A 20,168-nucleotide genomic window follows, 5' to 3' on the forward strand; every position below is an offset into this window, starting at 1 on the left:
ATCAGAATCCGGGAACGCAGTCATGAAACTGAACAAGCAAAACCTTTGCAATCTGGGCGACGGCATCGCCATCCCCGCCTACTCACTCGATGAGCGGCGCCAGGGCATTGTGCACATCGGCGTCGGCGGCTTTCACCGCGCGCATCAGGCCTTTTACACCGACGCGCTGATGTCCCTGGGCGCCCGCGACAACACCGCCGAAGGGCTGGAGTGGGCCATCTGCGGGGTCAGCCTGCGCGAGGAAGACCGCGGCAACTTCGAGGCGCTGAAGGGCCAGGATTTTCTCTACACGCTGTTCGAACTGGGCGACACGCCTGACACCGAGACCCGCGTCATCGGCGCCATGAGCCAGATGCTCATGTCCACCGACAGTGACATCGCACTCATCGACAAGCTCGCCGGTGCAGACATCCGCATTGTTTCGCTGACCATCACCGAAGGCGGCTACTGCATCGACGACAGCACTGGCGAGTTCATGAGCCATCTGCCGCAGATCCAGCACGACCTCCAACACCCCGCCACCCCGAAAACCGTGTTCGGTTATCTGTGCGCGGCACTGACCCGGCGTCGCGCCGAAGGCACGCCAGCCTTCACCCTGATGTCCTGCGATAACCTGCCGCACAACGGCGCCGTCACCCGCAAGGCGCTGCTGGCATTCGCCAAGCTGCGTGACCCGGAGCTGCATGACTGGATCGCCGAAAACGTCAGCTTCCCCAACGCCATGGTTGACCGCATCACGCCCATGACCAGCAGCGCACACCGCTTGCAACTGCACGACCAGAAAGGCATCGACGATGCCTGGCCGGTGGTCTGCGAACCCTTCGTACAATGGGTGCTGGAAGACAAATTCGTCAACGGCCGCCCGGCCTGGGAAAAGGTCGGCGTGCAGTTTACCGACGACGTCACGCCGTACGAGGAGATGAAGATCAAGCTGCTCAACGGCAGCCACTTGGCACTGACCTACCTGGGCGCGCTGAAGGGCTATCGGTTCGTTCACGAAACCATGAACGACCCGCTGTTCGTGGACTACATTCGCACCTACATGGACCTGGACGTTACCCCGCAACTGGCACCTGTGCCAGGCATCGACCTGACCGAGTACAAGCAGACGCTGATTGACCGTTTCTCCAACCAGGCGATTGCCGACCAGCTTGAACGCGTGTGCTCCGACGGCTCTTCGAAATTCCCTAAATTCACCGTGCCGACGATCAACCGCCTGATCCTCGACAGCGGCAACATGGACCGCGCTTCGCTGGTGGTCGCTGCCTGGGCGTTGTACCTGCAGGGCAACCGCAACCGCGACTTCACCGGGGAGAACGGCGTGCCCTACACCGTCGTCGATCCACGCGCCGACTTTTGCAAGGCGCTGGTGGCAGATGACGTGCTGGTCACCCAGCGCCTGCTGGAAGTGGAAGAGATATTCGGCGCGGCGATTCCACAGTCTGCCGAGTTCGTGGCATCGTTCGAGCACAACCTGAACAGCCTGAAGCAACTGGGCGTCAGCAAAACCCTGGAAAACCTGTTGGCGAAAACCGTCTGAGCTCAGCCTAAAGAGGTGAACATGTTTCTCGGCATCGATTGCGGCACTCAAGGCACCAAGGCGATTGTTCTGGACGCGGTCAGCGGCAAGGTGCTGGGCGAAGGCTCGGGCGCCCACCACATGATCAGCGGCGCCAACGGGCGCCGTGAGCAGGACGTCCAGGAATGGCTCGATGCGTTCGAGCAGGCGACGGCAGCGGCATTGCAGCAGGCCGGGGTTTCCGGGAAGGACATCCAGGCCATCGGCGTGTCCGGGCAGCAACATGGCCTGGTCATGCTCGACGAATCAGGCCAGGTGCTGCGCCCGGCCAAGCTGTGGTGCGACACCGAATCGACCCCGGAAAACGATCAGCTGCTGGCCTATCTGGGCGGTGAAGCGGGATCGCTGGAGCGCCTCGGTATTGCCATCGCGCCGGGCTACACGGTCTCCAAGTTGCTCTGGAGCAAGGAACGGTTTCCCGAGCTGTTCGCCCGCATCGACCGGATTCTGCTGCCCCACGATTACCTCAACTACTGGCTGACCGGGCGCAGCTGCAGCGAATTTGGCGACGCGTCGGGCACCGGTTACTTCAACGTCCGCACCCGCGAGTGGGACCTGGAGATTCTTCAGCACATTGACCCCAGCGGGCGATTGGTCAAGGCTTTGCCGGAGCTGATCGAGGCGCATCAGCCGGTCGGCAAAATCCTGCCTGCCATCGCCGAGCGGCTGGGCCTGAACCCGGATGCCATCGTTTCAAGTGGCGGTGGCGACAACATGATGGGCGCGATCGGCACCGGCAATATCGCGCCGGGGTCGATCACCATGAGCCTGGGCTCGTCGGGCACGGTCTACGCCTTCGCCGAAGAAGGCAATGTCAACAGCCAGCCCTCGGTGGCGACCTTCTGTTCCTCTTCGGGCGGCTGGCTGCCGTTGATCTGCACCATGAACCTGACCAACGCCACCAGCGCGATTCGCGAATTGTTTGCGCTGGACATCGGCGCGTTCAATGCGGCCGTTGCGTCCTCCCCCATCGGCGCTCAGGGTGTGCTCATGCTGCCGTTCCTCAACGGCGAGCGCGTGCCCGCCCTGCCCCACGCCACCGGCAGCATACTGGGTCTGGACAGCACCAATCTTAACCAGGCCAACCTGTGCCGCGCGGTGGTCGAAGGCACCACCTTCGGTCTGCGTTACGGCCTTGATCTGCTGCGTGACAGCGGCATCAAAAGCGATAACATTCGCCTCATCGGTGGCGGCGCCAAAAGTGCTGTCTGGCGGCAGATCGTGGCCGACATCATGGACACCCCGGTGATCTGCACCACCGGTGCCGAAGCGGCGGCGCTGGGCGCGGCGATTCAGGCGGCGTGGTGTCATTCTCACGCCAGCGGCGATGCCCTATCGCTGCAGGCACTCTGCGCGCGCTGCGTAAGCCTCGATCCGGCCAGTGAAACCCGGCCGTTGCCTGAAAACGTAGCGGCGTACCACGCGGTTTATCAGCACTATCGCAATCAATTGCAGGGCCTCTGACGGACAAGCCCTGTCGGCCTTTATGGAGCAACTATGTATCTGGTCTGTGGCGAAGCACTGTTCGACTTTTTCTGTCAGCCTGACAGCGGACAAGGCAATAAGGTGGGTTATCAGGCCATCGCGGGCGGCTCGCCGTTCAACGTAGCAGTCGGGCTGCGCAGGCTGGGGATTGACGCCGGCTTTTTCTCCGGGATTTCCAGTGACTATCTGGGCAAGCGACTGGCGAACGTGCTGGCGCACGAAGGTGTGCGCGATGATTTTCTCGTCCACGTTGACGCACCGACGACCCTGTCGATGGTCGCGGTGGGCGCGGACGGCTCGCCGCAGTACAGCTTTCGCGGCGAGGGCTGCGCCGACCGGATGCTGACCGCCGAGCACCTGCCGGCGCTGGACGACAGCGTACGCGGGCTGCATGTGGGATCGTTTTCGCTGGTGGTGCAACCGGTCGCCGATACCCTGCTCGCGCTGGTGCGCCGGGAGAGCAGCAAGCGCCTGATCACTTTCGACCCTAACGTTCGCCTTAATCCCGCGCCGAGCATCGATCTGTGGCGCAGTCAGGTGGCGAAGTTTACCGAGCATGCGCACATCATCAAGGTCAGTGACGAGGATCTGGAGTTGCTGTATCCGGAGAAGGACGCGGAAACGGTTGCAAAGGGTTGGCTGAAGGACAATTGCCAGTGGGTGATCATGACCCGCGGTCGCCAGGGCGCGACGATATTCACCCGGGAGTTGGGGAGTTGGTCGGCGGCGGCGCGCAAGGTCGAGACGGTGGATACGGTAGGCGCCGGTGATACGTTTCAGGCGGCGTTGATTACGTTTCTGACGGAGCGGGGTCTGGATGCGCCTGGGCATTTGGCCGGGGTTGATCGTGAGACGCTGACGAAGATGCTGGAGTTTGCGGTGGCGGCAGCGGCGGTCACGTGTACGCGGGAGGGGCCGGATTTGCCCTATCGGGCTGAGGTGGTTTAGCTAAGCGTTTAGCGCTAATGCGGGGATCGAAATCCAGATCGAAATCCAGATCAAGATCAAGATCAAGATCAAGATCAAGATCAAGGGCGTCGGCCTAACGGCCTCGGGTTTCGCCTTCGGCGAGTTACTTGTAAACAGTCGAAAGTCGCACCACCCCCAAGTAACCAAGGGTGCCTGCTCCTGGTTGGGCCCCTCCTTCGTCGGGGTTCCTTCACTCCGGTCTTGCTCCGTGGGCCCGCGCCGAACGGACATCCATGTCCGCAACGGCGCTCTCGCCGCATCCATGCGGCTCGGCCCACTGCGCAAAACCTGCGTTCAGCCTGCACCCAAGTCGCGATTGGCGGTGTTTGATCTTTTTGTGTAGAAAATCAAAAGCGGAGCAAAAACAGATCAGAAGCGGATCACAAGCAGATCAGAATTTTCCGGCTGAAGCCGGTCCTACTGGCTGGTTGTGGTGTCTTTGTGGGACCGGCTTTAGCCGGGTAGCTTTTGCCGGTAGCAGGTCCTAAGGGCTGGTCGAGGTGCCTTTGTGGGACCGGCTTTAGCCGGGAAGCTGTTAGCGGCCGGAGGACGCTGCTTGCCAACTGTCGTTATCACGCGGAGCGTGGGAACGATTCATATTTGAGCGCAACGCCCGTCTGTAGGAGCGCGCTTGCCCGCGAAACGCAATGGCCCAGCTGCATCAGAGCTGCTGGTACACCCCGGTGGCGGCCAAGCGTTCTTCTATTGCCGTGTAAACAAACATGATGGGTGAATGACCAATCAGACCATTTCAGCCTTGGCCATCGCGATTTTGGTCTTCACGTCCTGCTCGGCCACTTGCTGATCCATCTTTTGTTTCTGCAGCTCGGTCACTTGCTTGTCGACCGCCGCTTGTTCCTGCGGTGTCATGGCGTCGTATTCGTCTTTGCTGACGCCGGTGAGTTGCTGACGCACCTTCTCGGCATCGGTCTGGTTCATGTAGGACAGGAACTGGTCCTTGGCCGAGCCAAGGCTATCAGTGCCCCCAGCCCCATCGCCCACCGCCAGCGTGTCGGAGACGGTTTTGCTGACGCTGTCCGATGCAGCGACTTGCTTGTCCGAGCTGGAAACGAACTTCGCCGCGGCTGCCGCCTTGTCGTCATCTGTCAGCGACGCTGCCGTGTTGGCCGCCGCAGCTTTCAGGCTCACCATCATTTTGGCGAACGACTCGTTATAGCCCTGCTTGCTGTTGTCACTGCCCTGGTCGACGCCGTCCGCGTTACTCGCAATGGCCGCCACAGGTGTGGTGGCGCCGGCGATGGCGCTGGTGTACGCGTCCGTGGCCGCCGGGTCGAAATGCGTACGGGTTACGGCCTTCGAGACCATGTGCTGAATGGCACTGTTGCCGATGATCATCATCCACCTCCTTATTCAAGTTGTCCGATGTCCCGGTAGATCAGCAAAAACGATGCCACGTGCGGGATGACCGCCGGTAACGTCCGCCCGGCAGGGTGAGCTCGGTGTTGTGATCTCATATCTTGGCCGGAGCCGGGCCGAAGGAACGACGCGAGGTTGCCGCGTGCGGCAGATTCATGCCGCTCTGCGTCGCCGCAACGAACACGTCGGCTCGGCCGATACCCAGGTGATTTTCGTATCTGCGCCGCTTTCGCCTTTAGAGGCGACAGATGTCCTGCCAAGGGCTCCCCCTGCCTCTCCGGCGATGGTAGCGTGCGGTGTTTTCTGATCGAACGATCAGACATTTCCCTCACCACGATTGCCAAGGAATGCCCCACGTATGGATTTTTCACTCAAGCATCTCGCCGCCACTACCCTGATGCTCGCCAGCGTTTCGGCGTTTGCGCCTGCAGCCAACGCCAATCTCAGCGCGCAACAGAGCAGCGCGCTGATCGGCAGCTTCCAGGAAAAATCGGTCACCGATTTCCGTCAGTTTCTCAAGACCGTCAGCAACACCGATGTGATCAAAGCGGCTGGCGTGGAACCCGCCATCAGCGCCTTCCTCGCCAATAAAAAACTGTCAGCTGACGAGCAGAACGATATCCATCGCCTGCTGGGCCTGTACGCGCGGATCAAATATGGCAGCGCGGCCACTGACACCTTGCGCGAGCTGGTCGCGATTCCGACGGTGCAAACCGAGGGCGTAGCGCAGCACGACAACCCTGCGTTCATCAAGATGGCCGAGAAGATCAAAACCCTCGCGCAGTCGTTCAACCTCAGCTTTCGCAACATCGACAACCGCGTTTACGAGATATCCCTTGAAGGCTCAGGCCCGGAAGTGGTCGGCATCCATGCCCACGCCGACGTCGTCCCGGTCACCCCGGACAACTGGGTGCTGGCCGATGGCACGAAGCTTGATCCGTTCAAAGTCACTCTGATCGGTGACCGCATGTACGGCCGCGGTACCGAGGATGACAAGAACGGCATCGTTGTGGCGCTGTACGCCATGAAAGTCATCAAGGAAGAGAAGCTGCCATTGGCGCGCCATTTCAAGCTGCTGATCGACACCACCGAAGAAACCTCCGGCGACGCCATCCCCTATTATTTCGAACGCAACCCGACGCCGGCCTACAACCTGGCGCTCGACGGTAGCTACCCGGTAGTGATCGCCGAGAAGGGTTACGGAACGGTGATGGCCAGTTTCCCACGCCGATCCGCCGAGGGCACCGGCGCGGAAATCACCTCGATGACCGGCGGCATGGCCACCAACCAGATTCCGTCGAAGTCCGTCGCCACGCTGGTGACCGACCGCCCTGCCGAACTTGCGGCCGAGCTGCAGAAAGCCGGAGCCGAGTACGCGCAACGCAACGGCGCAAATTTTCAAGTGGCTGCTGAAGTGGCGGGCAAGGACGTGAAGCTGACGGTCACGGGTGTTTCGGCGCACTCCTCGGAGCCTGAGTCGGGGGTCAACCCGGTGGCGCGTATGCTCGATTTCATCAACGGCCTGGACGGCAAGGTTGCGCTCAAGCGCAACGCCATTACCGACGCCGCTCGCTACGCCGCTGAAAACTGGGGGCTGGATTACCTGGGGAGCAAACTGGGCGTCGGCTTCAGCGACGAATTCATGGGTCCGCTGACGGCTTCGCTGACCTATGTGGCCATGGACGACAAAGCCTTTAAGCTTGCGGTCAACCTGCGCGTGCCGCGGGGCAAGTCGCCCGAAGCCCTGAAAGCGCAGATTGAGCAGAAGCTCACCGCGTGGAGCCAGCAAAGCCACATTGCCCCTGCGTTCACGTATTCCATTGCCGAGCCGATGTACCGCAACCCGGAAGGCGAGTGGGTCAAGGCATTGCTGGCCGTGGCCACCGAAAATCTGGGCATGGAACACAAATTCGGCACATCAGCCGGCGCCACGTCGGTCCATGAGCTGCCAAATGGTGTGCAATTCGGTCTGGCCAAACCAGACGTGAAATACACCGGGCACACGGACGCCGAGTTCAAGACCACGGAGCAGTTCTTGCTGGACCTGCAAATCGTCACGGAGATGATGGGCCGTATCGGTCAGCTGCCGAAGCTCTGACCGCTTGCCCCGGGCCCGCTGCAATGACGGGCCCGACTCTGCCGCCCTGACCGTTCCCCTTCCCGGCACTTCAGTGCTGAAGCGTCGAACCCGAACGTCGGACGATCTTGATGGAGTGTTTCAAATTGGGCTTGCGCGTCACGCTGATCGCCCGTTGCGTCACCGTGTCCAGCGTGATGTTCCAGAAGCCGGTGCTGGGCACGACGATCTTGGCAGGGAAGCGGTCGAACGCGCCGCCATGGTAGGTATGCCGTCCACCGTTCTTGAAACTGCGGAAGTTGGCATCGCTCATCAGGCGTATATTGCAGGGATTCGAGGACTCGATCACCACGATGTCGCCTTCGTTGAGGTGTTCGCGTTGATGGATAAATTTCACGGCGTTTCCAGAGCAGTTATCAAAACGGCCGCGAGAGTATCACGGCGTTTGAGCAGGGCAACGCCGGTTCTCATGCCGAAGCCAAATACGGATCAAAAAAAACCTCATGATTGCTCATGAGGTTTTTTGTTTCCCGGCATCGGTCCGATGATGGGGCTACCGACGCCTTCCCGGCTGAAGCCGGTCCCACTCGTTAAACCATCAAGCCGGGGCGCTGCTGCGGATCAGGTGATCGAACGCGCTAAGCGAAGCTTTGGCGCCCTCGCCGACCGCGATCACGATCTGCTTGAACGGCACGGTGGTCACGTCGCCCGCCGCGAAGATGCCGGGGATGGACGTCTCGCCGCGCTGATCGATGATGATCTCGCCGCGTGGCGACAGCTCGATGGTGCCTTTGAGCCATTCAGTGTTCGGCAACAGGCCGATCTGCACGAATATCCCTTCCAGCTCAACGGTGATTTCCTCACCGGTGAGGCGGTTCTTGTAGCGCAGGCCGTTAACCTTCTGACCGTCGCCGGTGACTTCGCTGGTCAGGGCGCTGGTGAGCACCGTGACGTTGGGCAGGCTGTGCAGCTTGCGCTGCAGCACCGCGTCGGCGCGCAGATTGGCGTCGAACTCCAGCAGCGTTACGTGGGAAACAATACCGGCCAGGTCGATGGCCGCTTCCACGCCGGAGTTACCACCGCCGATGACCGCGACACGCTTGCCTTTGAACAGCGGACCGTCGCAGTGCGGGCAATAAGCCACGCCCTTGTTGCGATACTGCTGTTCGCCCGGGACGTTCATTTCACGCCAGCGTGCGCCGGTGGCCAGAATGACCGTCTTGCCTTTGAGCACACCACCGCTGGCAAACTTCACCTGATGCGGTTCGCCGTTCTGGCCAGGGATCAACTGCTCGCCGCGCTGCAGGTTGATGATGTCAACTTCGTATTCCTTGACGTGTTCTTCAAGGGCGACGGCCAGTTTCGGGCCTTCGGTGTGCTGCACGGAGATGAAGTTTTCGATCGCCATGGTGTCCAGCACCTGACCACCGAAACGCTCGGCCGCCACGGCGGTGCGGATACCTTTCCGCGCTGCATAAATGGCCGCAGCGGAACCGGCAGGGCCACCACCGACCACCAGCACTTCAAACGCTTCTTTGGCGTTCAGCTTCTCGGCCTGACGGTCACCGGCGCTGGTGTCGATCTTTGCCAGGATCTCTTCCAGGTTCATGCGGCCCTGGCCGAACAGCTCGCCATTAAGGTAGATGCTGGGCACCGACATGATCTGGCGGTCGGTGACTTCCTGCTGAAACAGGCTGCCTTCAATCGCGACGTGCTGCACGTTCGGGTTAAGCACGGCCAGCAGGTTCAGAGCCTGGACCACGTCCGGGCAGTTCTGGCAGGTCAGCGAGAAGTACGTTTCAAACTTGAACTCGCCGGTCAGGCTGCGGGCTTGTTCAATCGTGTCCTCGGTGGCCTTGGAGGGGTAGCCGCCGACTTGCAGCAGTGCCAGCACCAGCGAGGTGAATTCGTGACCCATTGGCAAGCCGGCAAAACGCAGCTTGATGTCCTGTCCCGGGCTGTTCAGGGCGAAGGACGGCGTGCGTGTATCGCTGCCATTGGTGTCGAGGGTGATTTTGTCGGAGCTGCTGACGATATCGTTGAGCAATGCCAGCATTTCCTGGGATTTCGCGCCGTCATCGAGGGACGCAACGATCTCGATCGGGCGAGTGATCCGCTCCAGGTAAGATTTCAACTGAGCTTTAAGATTGGCGTCCAACATGATTCGGCTTCCTTTATCTAACACTTGCAGGTTCTGGAAATAACAACGCCCAAGCGATGACCGCCCGGGCGTTTTTTGGGGGCGATGCGGTTTACGTGCTTATGGGCTCATCGCCCCCGATCCGGTCATGACGACTTAGATCTTGCCAACCAGGTCCAGGGACGGTGCCAGGGTGGCTTCGCCTTCTTTCCACTTGGCTGGGCAAACTTCGCCCGGGTGGGCAGCGACGTATTGAGCAGCCTTGATTTTGCGCAGCAGCTCGGTAGCGTCACGGCCAACACCACCGTCGTTCAGTTCGACGATTTTGATCTCGCCTTCCGGGTTGATCACGAAAGTACCGCGGTCAGCCAGGCCAGCTTCTTCGATCAGCACGTCGAAGTTGCGGGAGATGGTCAGCGTTGGGTCGCCGATCATGGTGTACTGGATTTTGCCGATGGCTGGCGAGGTGTTGTGCCAGGCAGCGTGAGCAAAGTGGGTGTCGGTGGAGACGCTGTAGATTTCGACGCCCAGCTGCTGGAATGCAGCGTAGTTGTCGGCCAGGTCTTCCAGCTCGGTTGGGCAAACGAAGGTGAAGTCAGCCGGGTAGAAGAACACCACAGACCATTTGCCTTTCAGGTCGGCGTCCGACACTTCTACGAAGTTGCCGTTCTTGTAAGCAGTAGCCTTGAACGGTTTTACTTGGCTGTTGATGATAGGCATCGGTGAATCTCCTTAGGGTTGTGAAATGAGGTGCTACAAATTCGATGGGGAGGATACTACCCACAATCATCGACAAGGGCTCATTGCCAAAGCTCATGCCAACGATTGGTTTTCACTATAAAAGCGCATTATGAATGGAAGACCGCGCGAAGGCGGCCATTCTGGTCCGGGGACAATAGTGCCGCAATCTTTCAAATGGATTCAATGAGTTGACGCACCCGCTGGGCGAGCTCGTCGATGCTGAAGGGCTTCGTCAGTAAATCCATACCGGGATCCAGGAAGTCGCCGCGCACCTCGGCTTCACGCGCATAGCCGGTCATGAACAGCACCTTGAGCTGCGGGCGGTGCTGTCGCGCAACCTCGGCAAGCTGGCGGCCGTTCAAGCCCGGCAGGCCGACGTCCGTCACGAGCAAGTCTACGGGCTCGGCGCCCTGCAACACCGGCAGGGCCTCATGGCTGTCGCAGGCCACCTCAACCCGATACCCCAGCTCCTTGAGGACATCCACCACCAGCATCCGCACGTCAGGCTCGTCTTCCACCACCAGCACCCGTTCACCCTGGCTGGCACGGGGCGGTTCGATTCTGCGGTCTACCGGCACGGGCGACTCGGCGGCATCATGATGAACGGGCAACAGCAAGTCGATGCGTGTCCCCCGACCCTCCTCGCTGGTAATGTTGACCCTTCCTCCTGTCTGGTTGATAAACCCGTACACCATGGACAACCCCAGGCCGGTGCCCTGCCCGATTGGCTTGGTCGTGAAGAATGGATCAAACGCCCGCGCGATGACCTCGCTGGACATGCCCTGCCCGGTGTCCTGCACACGCAGGCGCACATAATCACCGGGCGCCAGCGCATCCTGAAGCAGTGCGTTATGGGTCAGCTCGGTCTGGATCAGCAACCGGCCGCCATCGGGCATGGCGTCACGGGCGTTGATGACCAGGTTGAGCAAAGCGTTTTCCAGCTGGTGTTCATCGGTGTTGGTCAGGCAGGAAGTCGTGTGCAGATCAACCTCCAGCTCGATGCTTTCGCCGATGGTGCGGCGTAACAACTCCTCCATCGACATCACCATCTGGTTGACGTCCACCGGGCGCTGGTTGAGCGACTGACGGCGGGCGAACGCAAGCAGGCGATGGGTGAGCGAAGCGGCCCGATTGGCCGAACTCATGGCGGCCTCGATGTAGCGGTCGATTTCAGAGACACGCCCCGCCGCGACCCGCCGCTGAATCAGGTCCAGCGCGCCGAGCACGCCAGTCAGCATGTTGTTGAAGTCGTGGGCGATTCCACCGGTCAACTGGCCGATGGCGTCCATCTTCTGCGCGTGGCGCAACGCTTCTTCGGCCTGAGCGCGCTCGCTGATCTCGATCTGCAGCCGCTCGTTGCTCTGAGCAAGCTCTCGCGTGCGCTCCGCCACGCGCTGTTCAAGGCTCTCGTTGAGCTCACGCAGTGCGTCTTCGGCGCTGACCTGCGCGGTAATATCGGTGCTGGTGCTGAGCCAATAGGTGATGTTGCCGCGCTCATCGCGAATCGGCAGCGCGCGGGACAGAAACCAGCGGTACTGCCCGTCTTTGCCACGCAACGGGAAGGTGTCCTCCCACAGCGAACCGGTGGCGAAGCAACGCTGCAGCCGCGACTCGACCCGCTGGCGATGGTCGGGGTGATGCAAGGACCGCCAACCCAGGGCCATCATCGCCTCATGGGAGGTGCCGGTGTAGCTGTACCAGCGTTCGTTGTACCAATAGATTTGCCCGGCGGGTTCGGCGATCCAGGCGAGCTGACTCATGTTGTCGGCCAGCGTGCGAAATTGCCGCTCACTTTCTTCAAGCGTTTCGGTTCTGGAAAACGCCTGGTCGTCGGGTCCTGCTGGATTCAAAGGCATGGCTGCCAAAAAACTCGTGCTGGTCAAAGAATGGGTCCGTCCCTGAAATCTGTTGCCGCCCGGCTCCCTCCATGGACACCGGCCCTTCATGTGTAGCGATTGGTGCGATTGCGCAGCCTGAGCCTAGCGCGTTGGCGTGCGCATGGTGACAAATTCCTCCGCCGCTGTTGGGTGCACGCCGATGGTGTCATCAAAAATCTGTTTGGTAGCGCCGGCTTTCAAGGCAATGGCCAGGCTCTGAATGATCTCCCCCGCGTCCGGCCCGACCATGTGGCAACCCAGCACGCGATCGGTCTTGGCATCGACCACCAGCTTCATCAGGGTGCGTTCCTGATTGTGGGTCAGCGACAACTTCATGGGCCGGAAACGGCTCTCGAACACCTGCACATCATGCCCGTCCTTCTTCGCTTCGCTTTCAGTAAGCCCCACGGTGCCGATGTTGGGCAGGCTGAAGACAGCGGTCGGGATGTGGCGGTAATCCACCGGGCGAAACTGTTCAGGCTTGAACAGCCGCCGCGCAACCGCCATGCCCTCGGCGAGCGCCACGGGCGTGAGCTGCACGCGACCAATGATGTCGCCGACGGCAATGATGGACGGCTCGGTGGTCTGATAGTCCTCGTTGACCTTGATGAAACCTTTGTCATCCAGTTCGACGTTGACCGTCTCCATGCCCAGATTGTCGAGCATCGGGCGTCGCCCGGTGGCGTAGAACACACAGTCTGTGTTGAATGTGGTGCCGTCGTTCAGGCTGAGCTGCAAGGTGCCGTCGGCCAGCTTCTCGATGGAGTTGATTTCAGTCTTGAAGCGAATGTCCATCTCGCGCTTGGCGAGTTCTTCGTGCAGATGAGTGCGTACGCTCTCGTCAAACCCGCGCAGGAACAGCTCGCCGCGGTACATCAGCGACACCTCCGCACCCAGGCCGTTGAAGATCGACGCGAACTCCACCGCGATGTAACCGCCACCGACCACGACGACGCGCTTGGGCATCTGTTCGAGGAAGAACACTTCATTGGAGGTGATGGCGTGCTCGCGCCCCGGGATTTCAGGGATCTGCGGCCAGCCGCCGGTGGCAATCATGATGTGTTCGGCGGTATGCACCTGACCGTTGATCTCGACTTCATGAGGACCGCGCAAGCGAGCGTGGCCTTCCATCAGCGTGACGCCGCTGTTGGCCAGCAGGTTGCGGTACACGCCATTGAGGCGGTTGATTTCATGGTTTTTGTTGGCGATCAGCGTGGGCCAGTCAAAATGCGCCTCGCCGCTGTTCCAGCCGTAGCCTTTGGCTTGTTCGAATTCTTCGGAAAAATGCGCGCCGTAGACCATCAGCTTCTTCGGTACACAACCCACGTTGACGCAGGTGCCCCCCAGATAACGGCTCTCGGCGACGGCCACGCGCGCACCGAAACCGGCGGAGAAACGCGCCGCCCGTACGCCGGCCGAGCCCGCGCCAATTACAAAAAGGTCAAAATCGTAGCGCATGTGGTTCTCCTGAGCGAAGCGTAAGCATAACCGCTTGAGCGCGCTCGGCAAGGGCTGCAAGGCATAAACGAAAAAGCCACCCGAAGGTGGCTTTGTGTGGCAGTACAGCTGAAAGGCGGCTGCCGGTACAGATGATTACTGCGTCGATTTGCCGGTCTTGTAGAAGTGCTCGAAGCAGAAATTGGTCGCTTCCACGTAGCCTTCAGCGCCACCGCAATCGAAACGTTTGCCCTGGAATTTGTAGGCCAGCACGTTGCCTTCGGCGGCTTGCTTCATCAGGGCGTCGGTGATCTGGATCTCGCCGCCTTTGCCTGGCTCGGTGTTTTCGATTTTATCGAAAATGTCCGGCGTCAGGATGTAGCGACCGATGATCGCCAGATTCGACGGGGCGTCTTCCGGCTTTGGCTTTTCAACCATGTCGGTGACGCGGAACAGGCCCGGCTTGATCTCTTCGCCAGCGATCACGCCATACTTGTTGGTTTCGTTCGGATCGACTTCCTGGATCGCAACGATGGAGCACTTGTACTGCTGGTGCAGTTTGACCATCTGCGCGAGGACGCCGTCACCGTCCAGGTTTACGCACAAGTCATCCGCCAACACCACGGCGAATGCTTCGTTGCCGATCAGCGGACGACCGCTCAGGATCGCGTGGCCCAGGCCTTTCATCTCGGTCTGGCGAGTGTAGGAAAAGCTGCACTCGTCGATCAGGCGACGGATACCAACCAGGTATTTTTCCTTGTCGGTGCCTTTGATCTGGTGCTCCAGCTCGTAGCTGATATCAAAGTGATCTTCCAGCGCGCGCTTGCCGCGGCCGGTGACGATGGAAATCTGATTCAGACCCGCAGCAAGTGCTTCTTCCACGCCGTACTGGATCAGTGGCTTGTTGACAACCGCCAGCATCTCTTTTGGCATGGCCTTGGTCGCTGGCAAAAAGCGAGTGCCGTAACCGGCTGCAGGGAACAAGCATTTCTTGATCATATAAATCCTTGATGAGGCTGGGGGTGTTGCGGCGCAGTCTAATGAGGCGGCGATAACCTTACAATGCCCGCTACTGGCCGTTCGCTGCCTAGGTAGAGGAACACTGACGCAGATAGTTCCGCACATAGCGCTGCTGGAGCGTGCAGAAGGTCAATCTTCACGTGAAAAGCATTATTCGCCGCGAACGTGCCACGCTTCACCCACTGATTATGTGAATTCCATCCTGTCCTGCGTACAAGGGCATCCAGCGCCTTGCAACGGCCGTCCAATGACTCGGCAAGCGTAGTCCGATTCGCTGCGGCACGTGTGAAATTGTGCGATTCACCGACGGCATTTGGCTTTATCATGGCCGCCTGAAATTACTGATCGAGATAAGTCAATGGCTGAAGTCAAAAACGTTAACGGTTACCTGATAAAAAAACTGCAGGACGGCCAGTGGTGGCTGGTCGGTCATGATAACGAAGCGGTTGCAGGCCCGTTTCCCAGCGAGGGCAGCGCTGTAGAGGTTGCGGCGGTGTTTGAAGACACCCCGGCCCCGCGCCGCAAGGCTGACAAGAAAGACTGACTGCTGATGCGGCCGCCTCTGCAATGGAAGGGGGCCGTCGGCGGGTGCGCAGGCCGGACGCAGCTTCCGGGCGCGATTTGTGAAAAAAATGTCGGGTGATGCCGGAACGATGGCACTGCGCCCCAGTCTCAACAGAGCAATTTCCACACCGCCCCTCATCGCGAAGTTCTCCACCATGATCAAAATCCTGTCCGTCATTGCTGTACTGGCCCTGACCGGGTGCGCGACTGCGCAGAACACGTATCTGAAAAACGGCAAAGAAGCGCTGAGCATCGACTGTTCAGGCGAAGCGATGTCGTGGGCCGCCTGCTATGAAAAAGCCGACGCCTCATGCGCGGGCACCGGCTACAACATCGTCAGCACCAACGGTACCCCGCAACCCAAGGAAGACGACAAGACCCTGGGCGTAGACGTAGGCAACTACAAGAACCGCACCGTGCTGGTCGTCTGCAAGTAACGCGACACCCGTCACTCACCAGAGATGCACGCCGTCACGGCATGCTGTACATCCTTCGGCCGCAGCGGGTTGTTCGACATGCGCTCGAACAGTTTGATCGAGCTGCCGCTGGAGCGGGTTTCGATGTCGACGATGGCGGCCGGGTCGGTGCTCAGCAGTTTTTGCGGAACGATGATGCGCAGCCCCTCATGGTGCGGCTCGATCTGTGGCGGCTTGCGGCTGTCGGAGATGCGTCCGACGAAGCACGCGGCGTAATCCTTTGGCGACTTGCCGGACATCACGCTCATCGTCGCCGGGGTGTGTTCGATGTCTGTGACTGTGGCGCAACCGGTCATCGCCAGCGCCAGAATAACAACCGCCAATTTCATACAATCCCTCCAGTAAAGGTGCTTACGACAAGCCTGACCCTGATTAAATCCCGCGCGCCCGATTTTTAGCGTGACTGCCACGCTGACCGCAGCACAATAAAAACCCGCGCGGATGATCAATGCTCAGGCTCGCCGTGCTATCGTTTCGGGTTTTCGCGAATGCCTGTCTCCGGAGACACCCATGAAATTCGTCCACCAGCGCGAGCACCTCAACGAAGACGACATGGTCGTCATCGAGTGCTCCCAGCTCTGCAACATCCGCCTGATGAGTGATGCCAACTTCCGCAGCTTCAAAAACGGCGGCCGCCACACTTACCACGGCGGCGCCTTCGACCGCTTCCCGGCGAAGATCGCGGTGCCCAGCACCGGCTTCTGGAACATCACCATCGACACGGCCGGACGCAAGCTGGACAGCCACGGTGGGCGCAAAACCGCCTTCACCCATTCCATCAAGATCGTCCGCCGTTCGTCTTCGCGCCTGAGCTGACCCGCCACTCCCCATCATTGAACACCGGCTGGCGTGAAAGCTTTGTATTTTTCGCGAGCATCCGGCCAGCGTTATCAAGGAGCCAATTGTGACCACCCCTGCCCCCGTCATCAAATACGCAATCAGCTACAAGCTCAATGGCGAACGTCGCTTTGAATTCGCCCTGTTGCAGTCGCCTTCGGCCGAGGAAGCGCTGGCGGCCTTGCAGAAGATGCACGGCAGCGATGACGATGTCATCAGCGACGTAAAGGTCAGCAAAGCGCTCTAGTGCATCACGACGCGGAGGAGCCCATGGCGATACAGCGCAAAGGCACGAGCCCGGCGACGTTTGATCTGTTCGCCGATGAGCCGCCGCAGCCACCGGCTGTTGAGCAGATTGGCCCGGCGTCGTTTGTGCTTCGCGGCTTCGCCCTGCCGTTGGTTGACCGGCTGTTGCCGGCGCTTGAGTCGGTGCTGATTCAGGCGCCCTTTCGCCACATGGTGACACCGGGCGGGCATACGATGTCGGTGGCACTCAGCAGCTGCGGTGAGTTCGGCTGGACCACGGATCGCAGCGGCTATCAGTACACGCGGATCAATCCTCAGACTGGCGAGGCCTGGCCGGCGATGCCCGAGGTGTTTATGGAGCTTGCGCTGGCCGCCGCCCGTGAAGCAGGGTTTGTGGGGTTCATTCCGGATGCGTGCCTGATCAACCGGTATATCCCTGGCGCGAAGATGAGCCTGCATCAGGACAAGGACGAGCACGGTTATGAGTGGCCGGTGGTGTCGGTTTCACTGGGGCTGCCGGCGATGTTTCTGTTCGGGGGGCACCAGCGCAGCGATTCCAGTCAGCGCGTGCCGTTGCTGCATGGCGACGTGGTGGTGTGGGGCGGGGTTGACCGCTTGCGCTTTCACGGGGTGATGCCGGTCCGGCAGGGGGAGCATTCTTTGCTGGGCGAACAGCGGATCAATTTTACTTTTCGCAAGGCGCGGTGATTGGGGTCTCCAGCGGGGTCGGGGTCAGGATCAAGATCAAGACCAGAAGCGTCTGCCTGGGGGCAGACTGTTTCGCCTTCGGCGAGTTACTTTTGAACAGCACCAAAAGTAACCAAAAGTGCCTGCTCTCGGTTTGGCCCTCCTTCGTCGGGTTCCTTCACTCCGGTCTTGCTCCGTGGGCCCGCCGCCATCCGCCATCCATGGCGGGGGGCGGCTCTCGCGGCATCCATGCCGCTCGGCCCACTGCGCAAGACCTGCGTTCAGCCTGCACCCAAGTCGCGTTTGGCGGTGTTTGGGCTTTCTGTGCTGGAAATCAAGAGCAGATCAAGAGCAGATCAAAAGCACATCAAGAGCAGATCAAGAGCAGATCAAAGGCTTCCCGGCTGAAGCCGGTCCCACAGGGTGTGTGGGGTGCGTGATAGCGCACGTGCCGAGCGTGTGGGCGCATCCCTTACACGATCGTGCCCACGCTCTGCGTGGGTATGCATCCCGGGACGCTCCGCGTCCCTTCTCGGCGATTCCGGTTTTGCTGACTGCACGCGGAGTTTGTGTGGGATCGGCTTCAGCCGGGAAGAGGCCGGTGTGAGCAGCCTCGGTATTTCGGCGTCACTAAGCTTGCTGGCGACACCAGTTTACTGACTGCACGCGGAGTTTGTGTGGGATCGGCTTCAGCCGGAAAGAGGCCGGCATGGCACCCTTGGTGATGGGGCGTGACCAAGTCTGGTCTCGCGCCTTCACCAACGGACGCTAACGCTCGACTCGCTAGAGCCCCGCAGCGGCGCGGCTTTTTACCGGGCATACGGCGCGGTGCAGATTCAGGGCGGTGTTGATGATCCCGATGTGACTGAAGGCCTGGGGGAAGTTGCCGAGCATGCGGCCTTGCTGGGGGTCGTATTGCTCGGCGAGCAGGCCGACGTCGTTGCACAATCCACACAGGCGCTCGAACAAAATGCGCGATTCTTCCTCTCGGCCTTGCAGCACGTAGACGTCTGCAAGCCAGAATGAACACACCAGGAACGTCCCTTCACTGCCAGCTACGCCGTCGGTGCTGCGTTCGCTGTCGTAGCGCAGTAACAGGCCGTCCTTCATCAATGCTGATTCAATACGCCTGACCGTGCCCGTGACACGAGGATCGTCGACCGGCAGGAAACCGGTCAGGGCGATCTGCAACAGGCTGGCATCCATTTCGGTGCCACCGTAGGTCTGCACAAAGCTGCCCAGCGCTGCGTTGAAACCGTTGGCGCACACATCGGCATGGATCTGCTCGGCAACGGCACGATAATGCTCCCCGCGCTCGCGATCTTCCGGGTTTTCACTGAGCGCGAGCACTCCTGCGGTACGGTCGAAGGCCACCCAGGCCATGACTTTGGAGTGGGTGAAGTGCCGAGGCTCCGAGCGAATCTCCCAGATACCGGCGTCTGGCTGGTGCCAGACTTTTTCCAGAAACGGCATGATCACTTTCTGGATTTCCGTGCTGCGCGGTAGCACCGGCAGGCCGCTTTTCAGCGCCTGAGTCATCGCGTCGGCGACTTCGCCGTAAACGTCCAGCTGGACCTGACTTGCCGCAGCATTGCCCACACGTACCGGACGCGACCCTTCGTACCCTGCCAGCCACTTCAGTTCGTACTCGAGCAAACGTCGCTCCCCGGCCAGGCCGTACATGATCTGCACCTGCTCCGGATTGCCCGCGACCGAACGCAGCAGCCAGTTGCGCCAGGCAGTGGCTTCCTCAAAGTAGCCGAGGTTCATGAACGCCAGCAGCGTCATGGTCGCGTCACGCAGCCAACAGAACCGGTAGTCCCAGTTGCGCTCGCCACCCAACTGCTCGGGCAGCGACGTCGTGACCGCTGCGACGATGCCGCCGGTTGGCGCGTAGGTCATCGCTTTAAGCGTGATCAACGAGCGCTTGACCTGATCAGTCCATGGCCCGACGTCCGGGCAACGCCCGGAAAAATCCCGCCAGAACGACTCGGTTTGCTGCAGCGCCGACTCGATATTGAACCCTGCACGCACCGGCTCGTGAGAAACCTGCCAAGACAGGGCAAAGCCGAGTCGTTGCCCCGCCTGGACGGTAAAGAGGCTTTCGGTGTGGTGATCCATGGGGTGCAGATCCGCAGGCGTGCGCAACACCAGCATGTCGGGTCCAGCCACGGCAGTCATCGTGTGCAAGTCGCGCTTCTCGACCCACGGGACACTGCTGCCGTAGTCGAAACGGATCGCCAGATCCATTGCAAAGTCCACTCGCCCTTGCACACCGACAACCAGACGGACCACGCTGCTATCGATGTCCATGGGCATGAAATCGATGAGCAGCGCCTGCCCTGTTTCAGTGGTGAACAGGGTTTCCAGAATCAACGTACCGTCGCGATAACTGCGGCGTGACTGCGCGTTGGCGTCGGCCGGTGCCAGCTTCCAGCGCCCGTTGTTGCTGTCGCCCAGCAGCGCGGCGAAACAGGCGGGCGCGTCGAAGCTCGGGAAGCACAGCCAGTCCAGTGACCCGTCGCGGGCCACCAGCGCTGCGGTACGGCAGTTGCCGAGCAGCGCGTAATCTTCGATCAATGCAGCCATCGAGCGGTTATTCCTCTAGGTGGATAGCGCCTGCTCCGTTGCAGCAGTCCCGCCAACGCTACGCACA

The 20,168-nt window shown here is 60.5% G+C and carries 17 protein-coding genes and 1 pseudogene; 9 read left to right on the plus strand and 9 right to left on the minus strand.

All coding sequences use genetic code 11. The features are described from left to right. Nucleotides 1-22: 22 nt before the first annotated feature. From QRN48_RS06690 to QRN48_RS06700, 3 genes are read left to right on the plus strand one after another with little or no spacing between them, the layout of a single operon-like run. Nucleotides 23-1,540: a mannitol dehydrogenase family protein gene (locus QRN48_RS06690; protein WP_285349596.1), complete on the plus strand. Its 1,518-nt coding sequence runs from the start codon at nt 23-25 to the stop codon at nt 1,538-1,540. 21 nt (nt 1,541-1,561) lie between these two features. Further along, nucleotides 1,562-3,043 carry a xylulokinase gene (gene xylB, locus QRN48_RS06695; RefSeq protein WP_285349597.1) on the plus strand — a complete coding sequence of 494 codons (1,482 nt, stop codon included), beginning with the start codon at nt 1,562-1,564 and terminating at the stop codon, nt 3,041-3,043. 33 nt (nt 3,044-3,076) lie between these two features. Further along, nucleotides 3,077-4,012, plus strand: coding sequence for a carbohydrate kinase family protein (locus QRN48_RS06700; RefSeq protein ID WP_285349599.1), 936 nt, complete (start codon nt 3,077-3,079; stop codon nt 4,010-4,012). 762 nt (nt 4,013-4,774) lie between these two features. On the opposite strand, the gene QRN48_RS06705 is transcribed toward QRN48_RS06700, so the two are convergent. Then, entirely contained in the window at nt 4,775-5,389 is a 615-nt protein-coding gene (locus QRN48_RS06705; protein WP_191943448.1) for a hypothetical protein, read from the minus strand. 379 nt (nt 5,390-5,768) lie between these two features. Here QRN48_RS06705 and QRN48_RS06710 point away from each other — a divergent pair, with 379 nt between their 5' ends. Continuing rightward, nucleotides 5,769-7,508 (plus strand): dipeptidase, encoded by a 1,740-nt coding sequence (locus QRN48_RS06710; RefSeq protein ID WP_285349600.1) that lies wholly within the window; start codon nt 5,769-5,771, stop codon nt 7,506-7,508. Between the two features lie 70 nt (nt 7,509-7,578). On the opposite strand, the gene QRN48_RS06715 is transcribed toward QRN48_RS06710, so the two are convergent. The 6 genes and pseudogenes from QRN48_RS06715 to galU form a co-directional block, all read right to left on the minus strand. Then, the gene (locus tag QRN48_RS06715; protein ID WP_037010602.1) at nt 7,579-7,884 is read right to left on the minus strand and encodes a DUF1883 domain-containing protein; all 306 of its coding nucleotides are present in this window, start codon (nt 7,882-7,884) and stop codon (nt 7,579-7,581) included. Nucleotides 7,885-8,085: 201 nt separating this feature from the next. Next, the gene (ahpF, locus tag QRN48_RS06720; RefSeq protein ID WP_285349603.1) at nt 8,086-9,648 is read right to left on the minus strand and encodes an alkyl hydroperoxide reductase subunit F; all 1,563 of its coding nucleotides are present in this window, start codon (nt 9,646-9,648) and stop codon (nt 8,086-8,088) included. A gap of 135 nt (nt 9,649-9,783) precedes the next feature. Further along, nucleotides 9,784-10,347, minus strand: a complete 564-nt coding sequence (gene ahpC, locus QRN48_RS06725) for an alkyl hydroperoxide reductase subunit C (protein WP_037010606.1) — start codon at nt 10,345-10,347, stop codon at nt 9,784-9,786. Nucleotides 10,348-10,538: 191 nt separating this feature from the next. After that, nucleotides 10,539-12,197: pseudogene (locus tag QRN48_RS06730) on the minus strand (hybrid sensor histidine kinase/response regulator); the annotation flags it as partial. Nucleotides 12,198-12,347: 150 nt separating this feature from the next. Continuing rightward, entirely contained in the window at nt 12,348-13,703 is a 1,356-nt protein-coding gene (gorA, locus tag QRN48_RS06735) for a glutathione-disulfide reductase (RefSeq protein WP_037010608.1), read from the minus strand. 135 nt (nt 13,704-13,838) lie between these two features. Continuing rightward, entirely contained in the window at nt 13,839-14,681 is an 843-nt protein-coding gene (gene galU, locus QRN48_RS06740) for a UTP--glucose-1-phosphate uridylyltransferase GalU (RefSeq protein WP_037010610.1), read from the minus strand. A gap of 379 nt (nt 14,682-15,060) precedes the next feature. On the opposite strand from galU, the gene QRN48_RS06745 reads away from it, so the two are divergent. After that, nucleotides 15,061-15,246, plus strand: coding sequence for a hypothetical protein (locus tag QRN48_RS06745; protein WP_285349607.1), 186 nt, complete (start codon nt 15,061-15,063; stop codon nt 15,244-15,246). Between the two features lie 175 nt (nt 15,247-15,421). Then, nucleotides 15,422-15,703 carry a hypothetical protein gene (locus tag QRN48_RS06750; RefSeq protein ID WP_037013008.1) on the plus strand — a complete coding sequence of 94 codons (282 nt, stop codon included), beginning with the start codon at nt 15,422-15,424 and terminating at the stop codon, nt 15,701-15,703. Nucleotides 15,704-15,714: 11 nt separating this feature from the next. Here QRN48_RS06750 and QRN48_RS06755 read toward each other — a convergent pair whose 3' ends face one another. Then, a complete protein-coding gene (locus tag QRN48_RS06755) occupies nt 15,715-16,071 on the minus strand; it encodes a hypothetical protein (RefSeq protein ID WP_037010614.1) in 357 nt (118 codons plus the stop codon). Nucleotides 16,072-16,252: 181 nt separating this feature from the next. Here QRN48_RS06755 and QRN48_RS06760 point away from each other — a divergent pair, with 181 nt between their 5' ends. From QRN48_RS06760 to alkB, 3 genes are all read left to right on the plus strand, one after another. Continuing rightward, entirely contained in the window at nt 16,253-16,558 is a 306-nt protein-coding gene (locus QRN48_RS06760) for a DUF1883 domain-containing protein (protein WP_037010615.1), read from the plus strand. Between the two features lie 88 nt (nt 16,559-16,646). After that, entirely contained in the window at nt 16,647-16,826 is a 180-nt protein-coding gene (locus tag QRN48_RS06765) for a hypothetical protein (protein ID WP_037010616.1), read from the plus strand. 23 nt (nt 16,827-16,849) lie between these two features. Next, nucleotides 16,850-17,533, plus strand: a complete 684-nt coding sequence (alkB, locus tag QRN48_RS06770; protein WP_191943454.1) for a DNA oxidative demethylase AlkB — start codon at nt 16,850-16,852, stop codon at nt 17,531-17,533. Between the two features lie 762 nt (nt 17,534-18,295). On the opposite strand, the gene QRN48_RS06775 is transcribed toward alkB, so the two are convergent. After that, entirely contained in the window at nt 18,296-20,101 is a 1,806-nt protein-coding gene (locus QRN48_RS06775) for a glycoside hydrolase family 15 protein (protein ID WP_191943455.1), read from the minus strand. Between the last annotated feature and the right edge of the window lie 67 nt (nt 20,102-20,168).

Source organism: Pseudomonas sp. ME-P-057 (assembly GCF_030208975.1).
GTDB classification, from domain to species: Bacteria; Pseudomonadota; Gammaproteobacteria; order Pseudomonadales; family Pseudomonadaceae; genus Aquipseudomonas; species Aquipseudomonas lutea.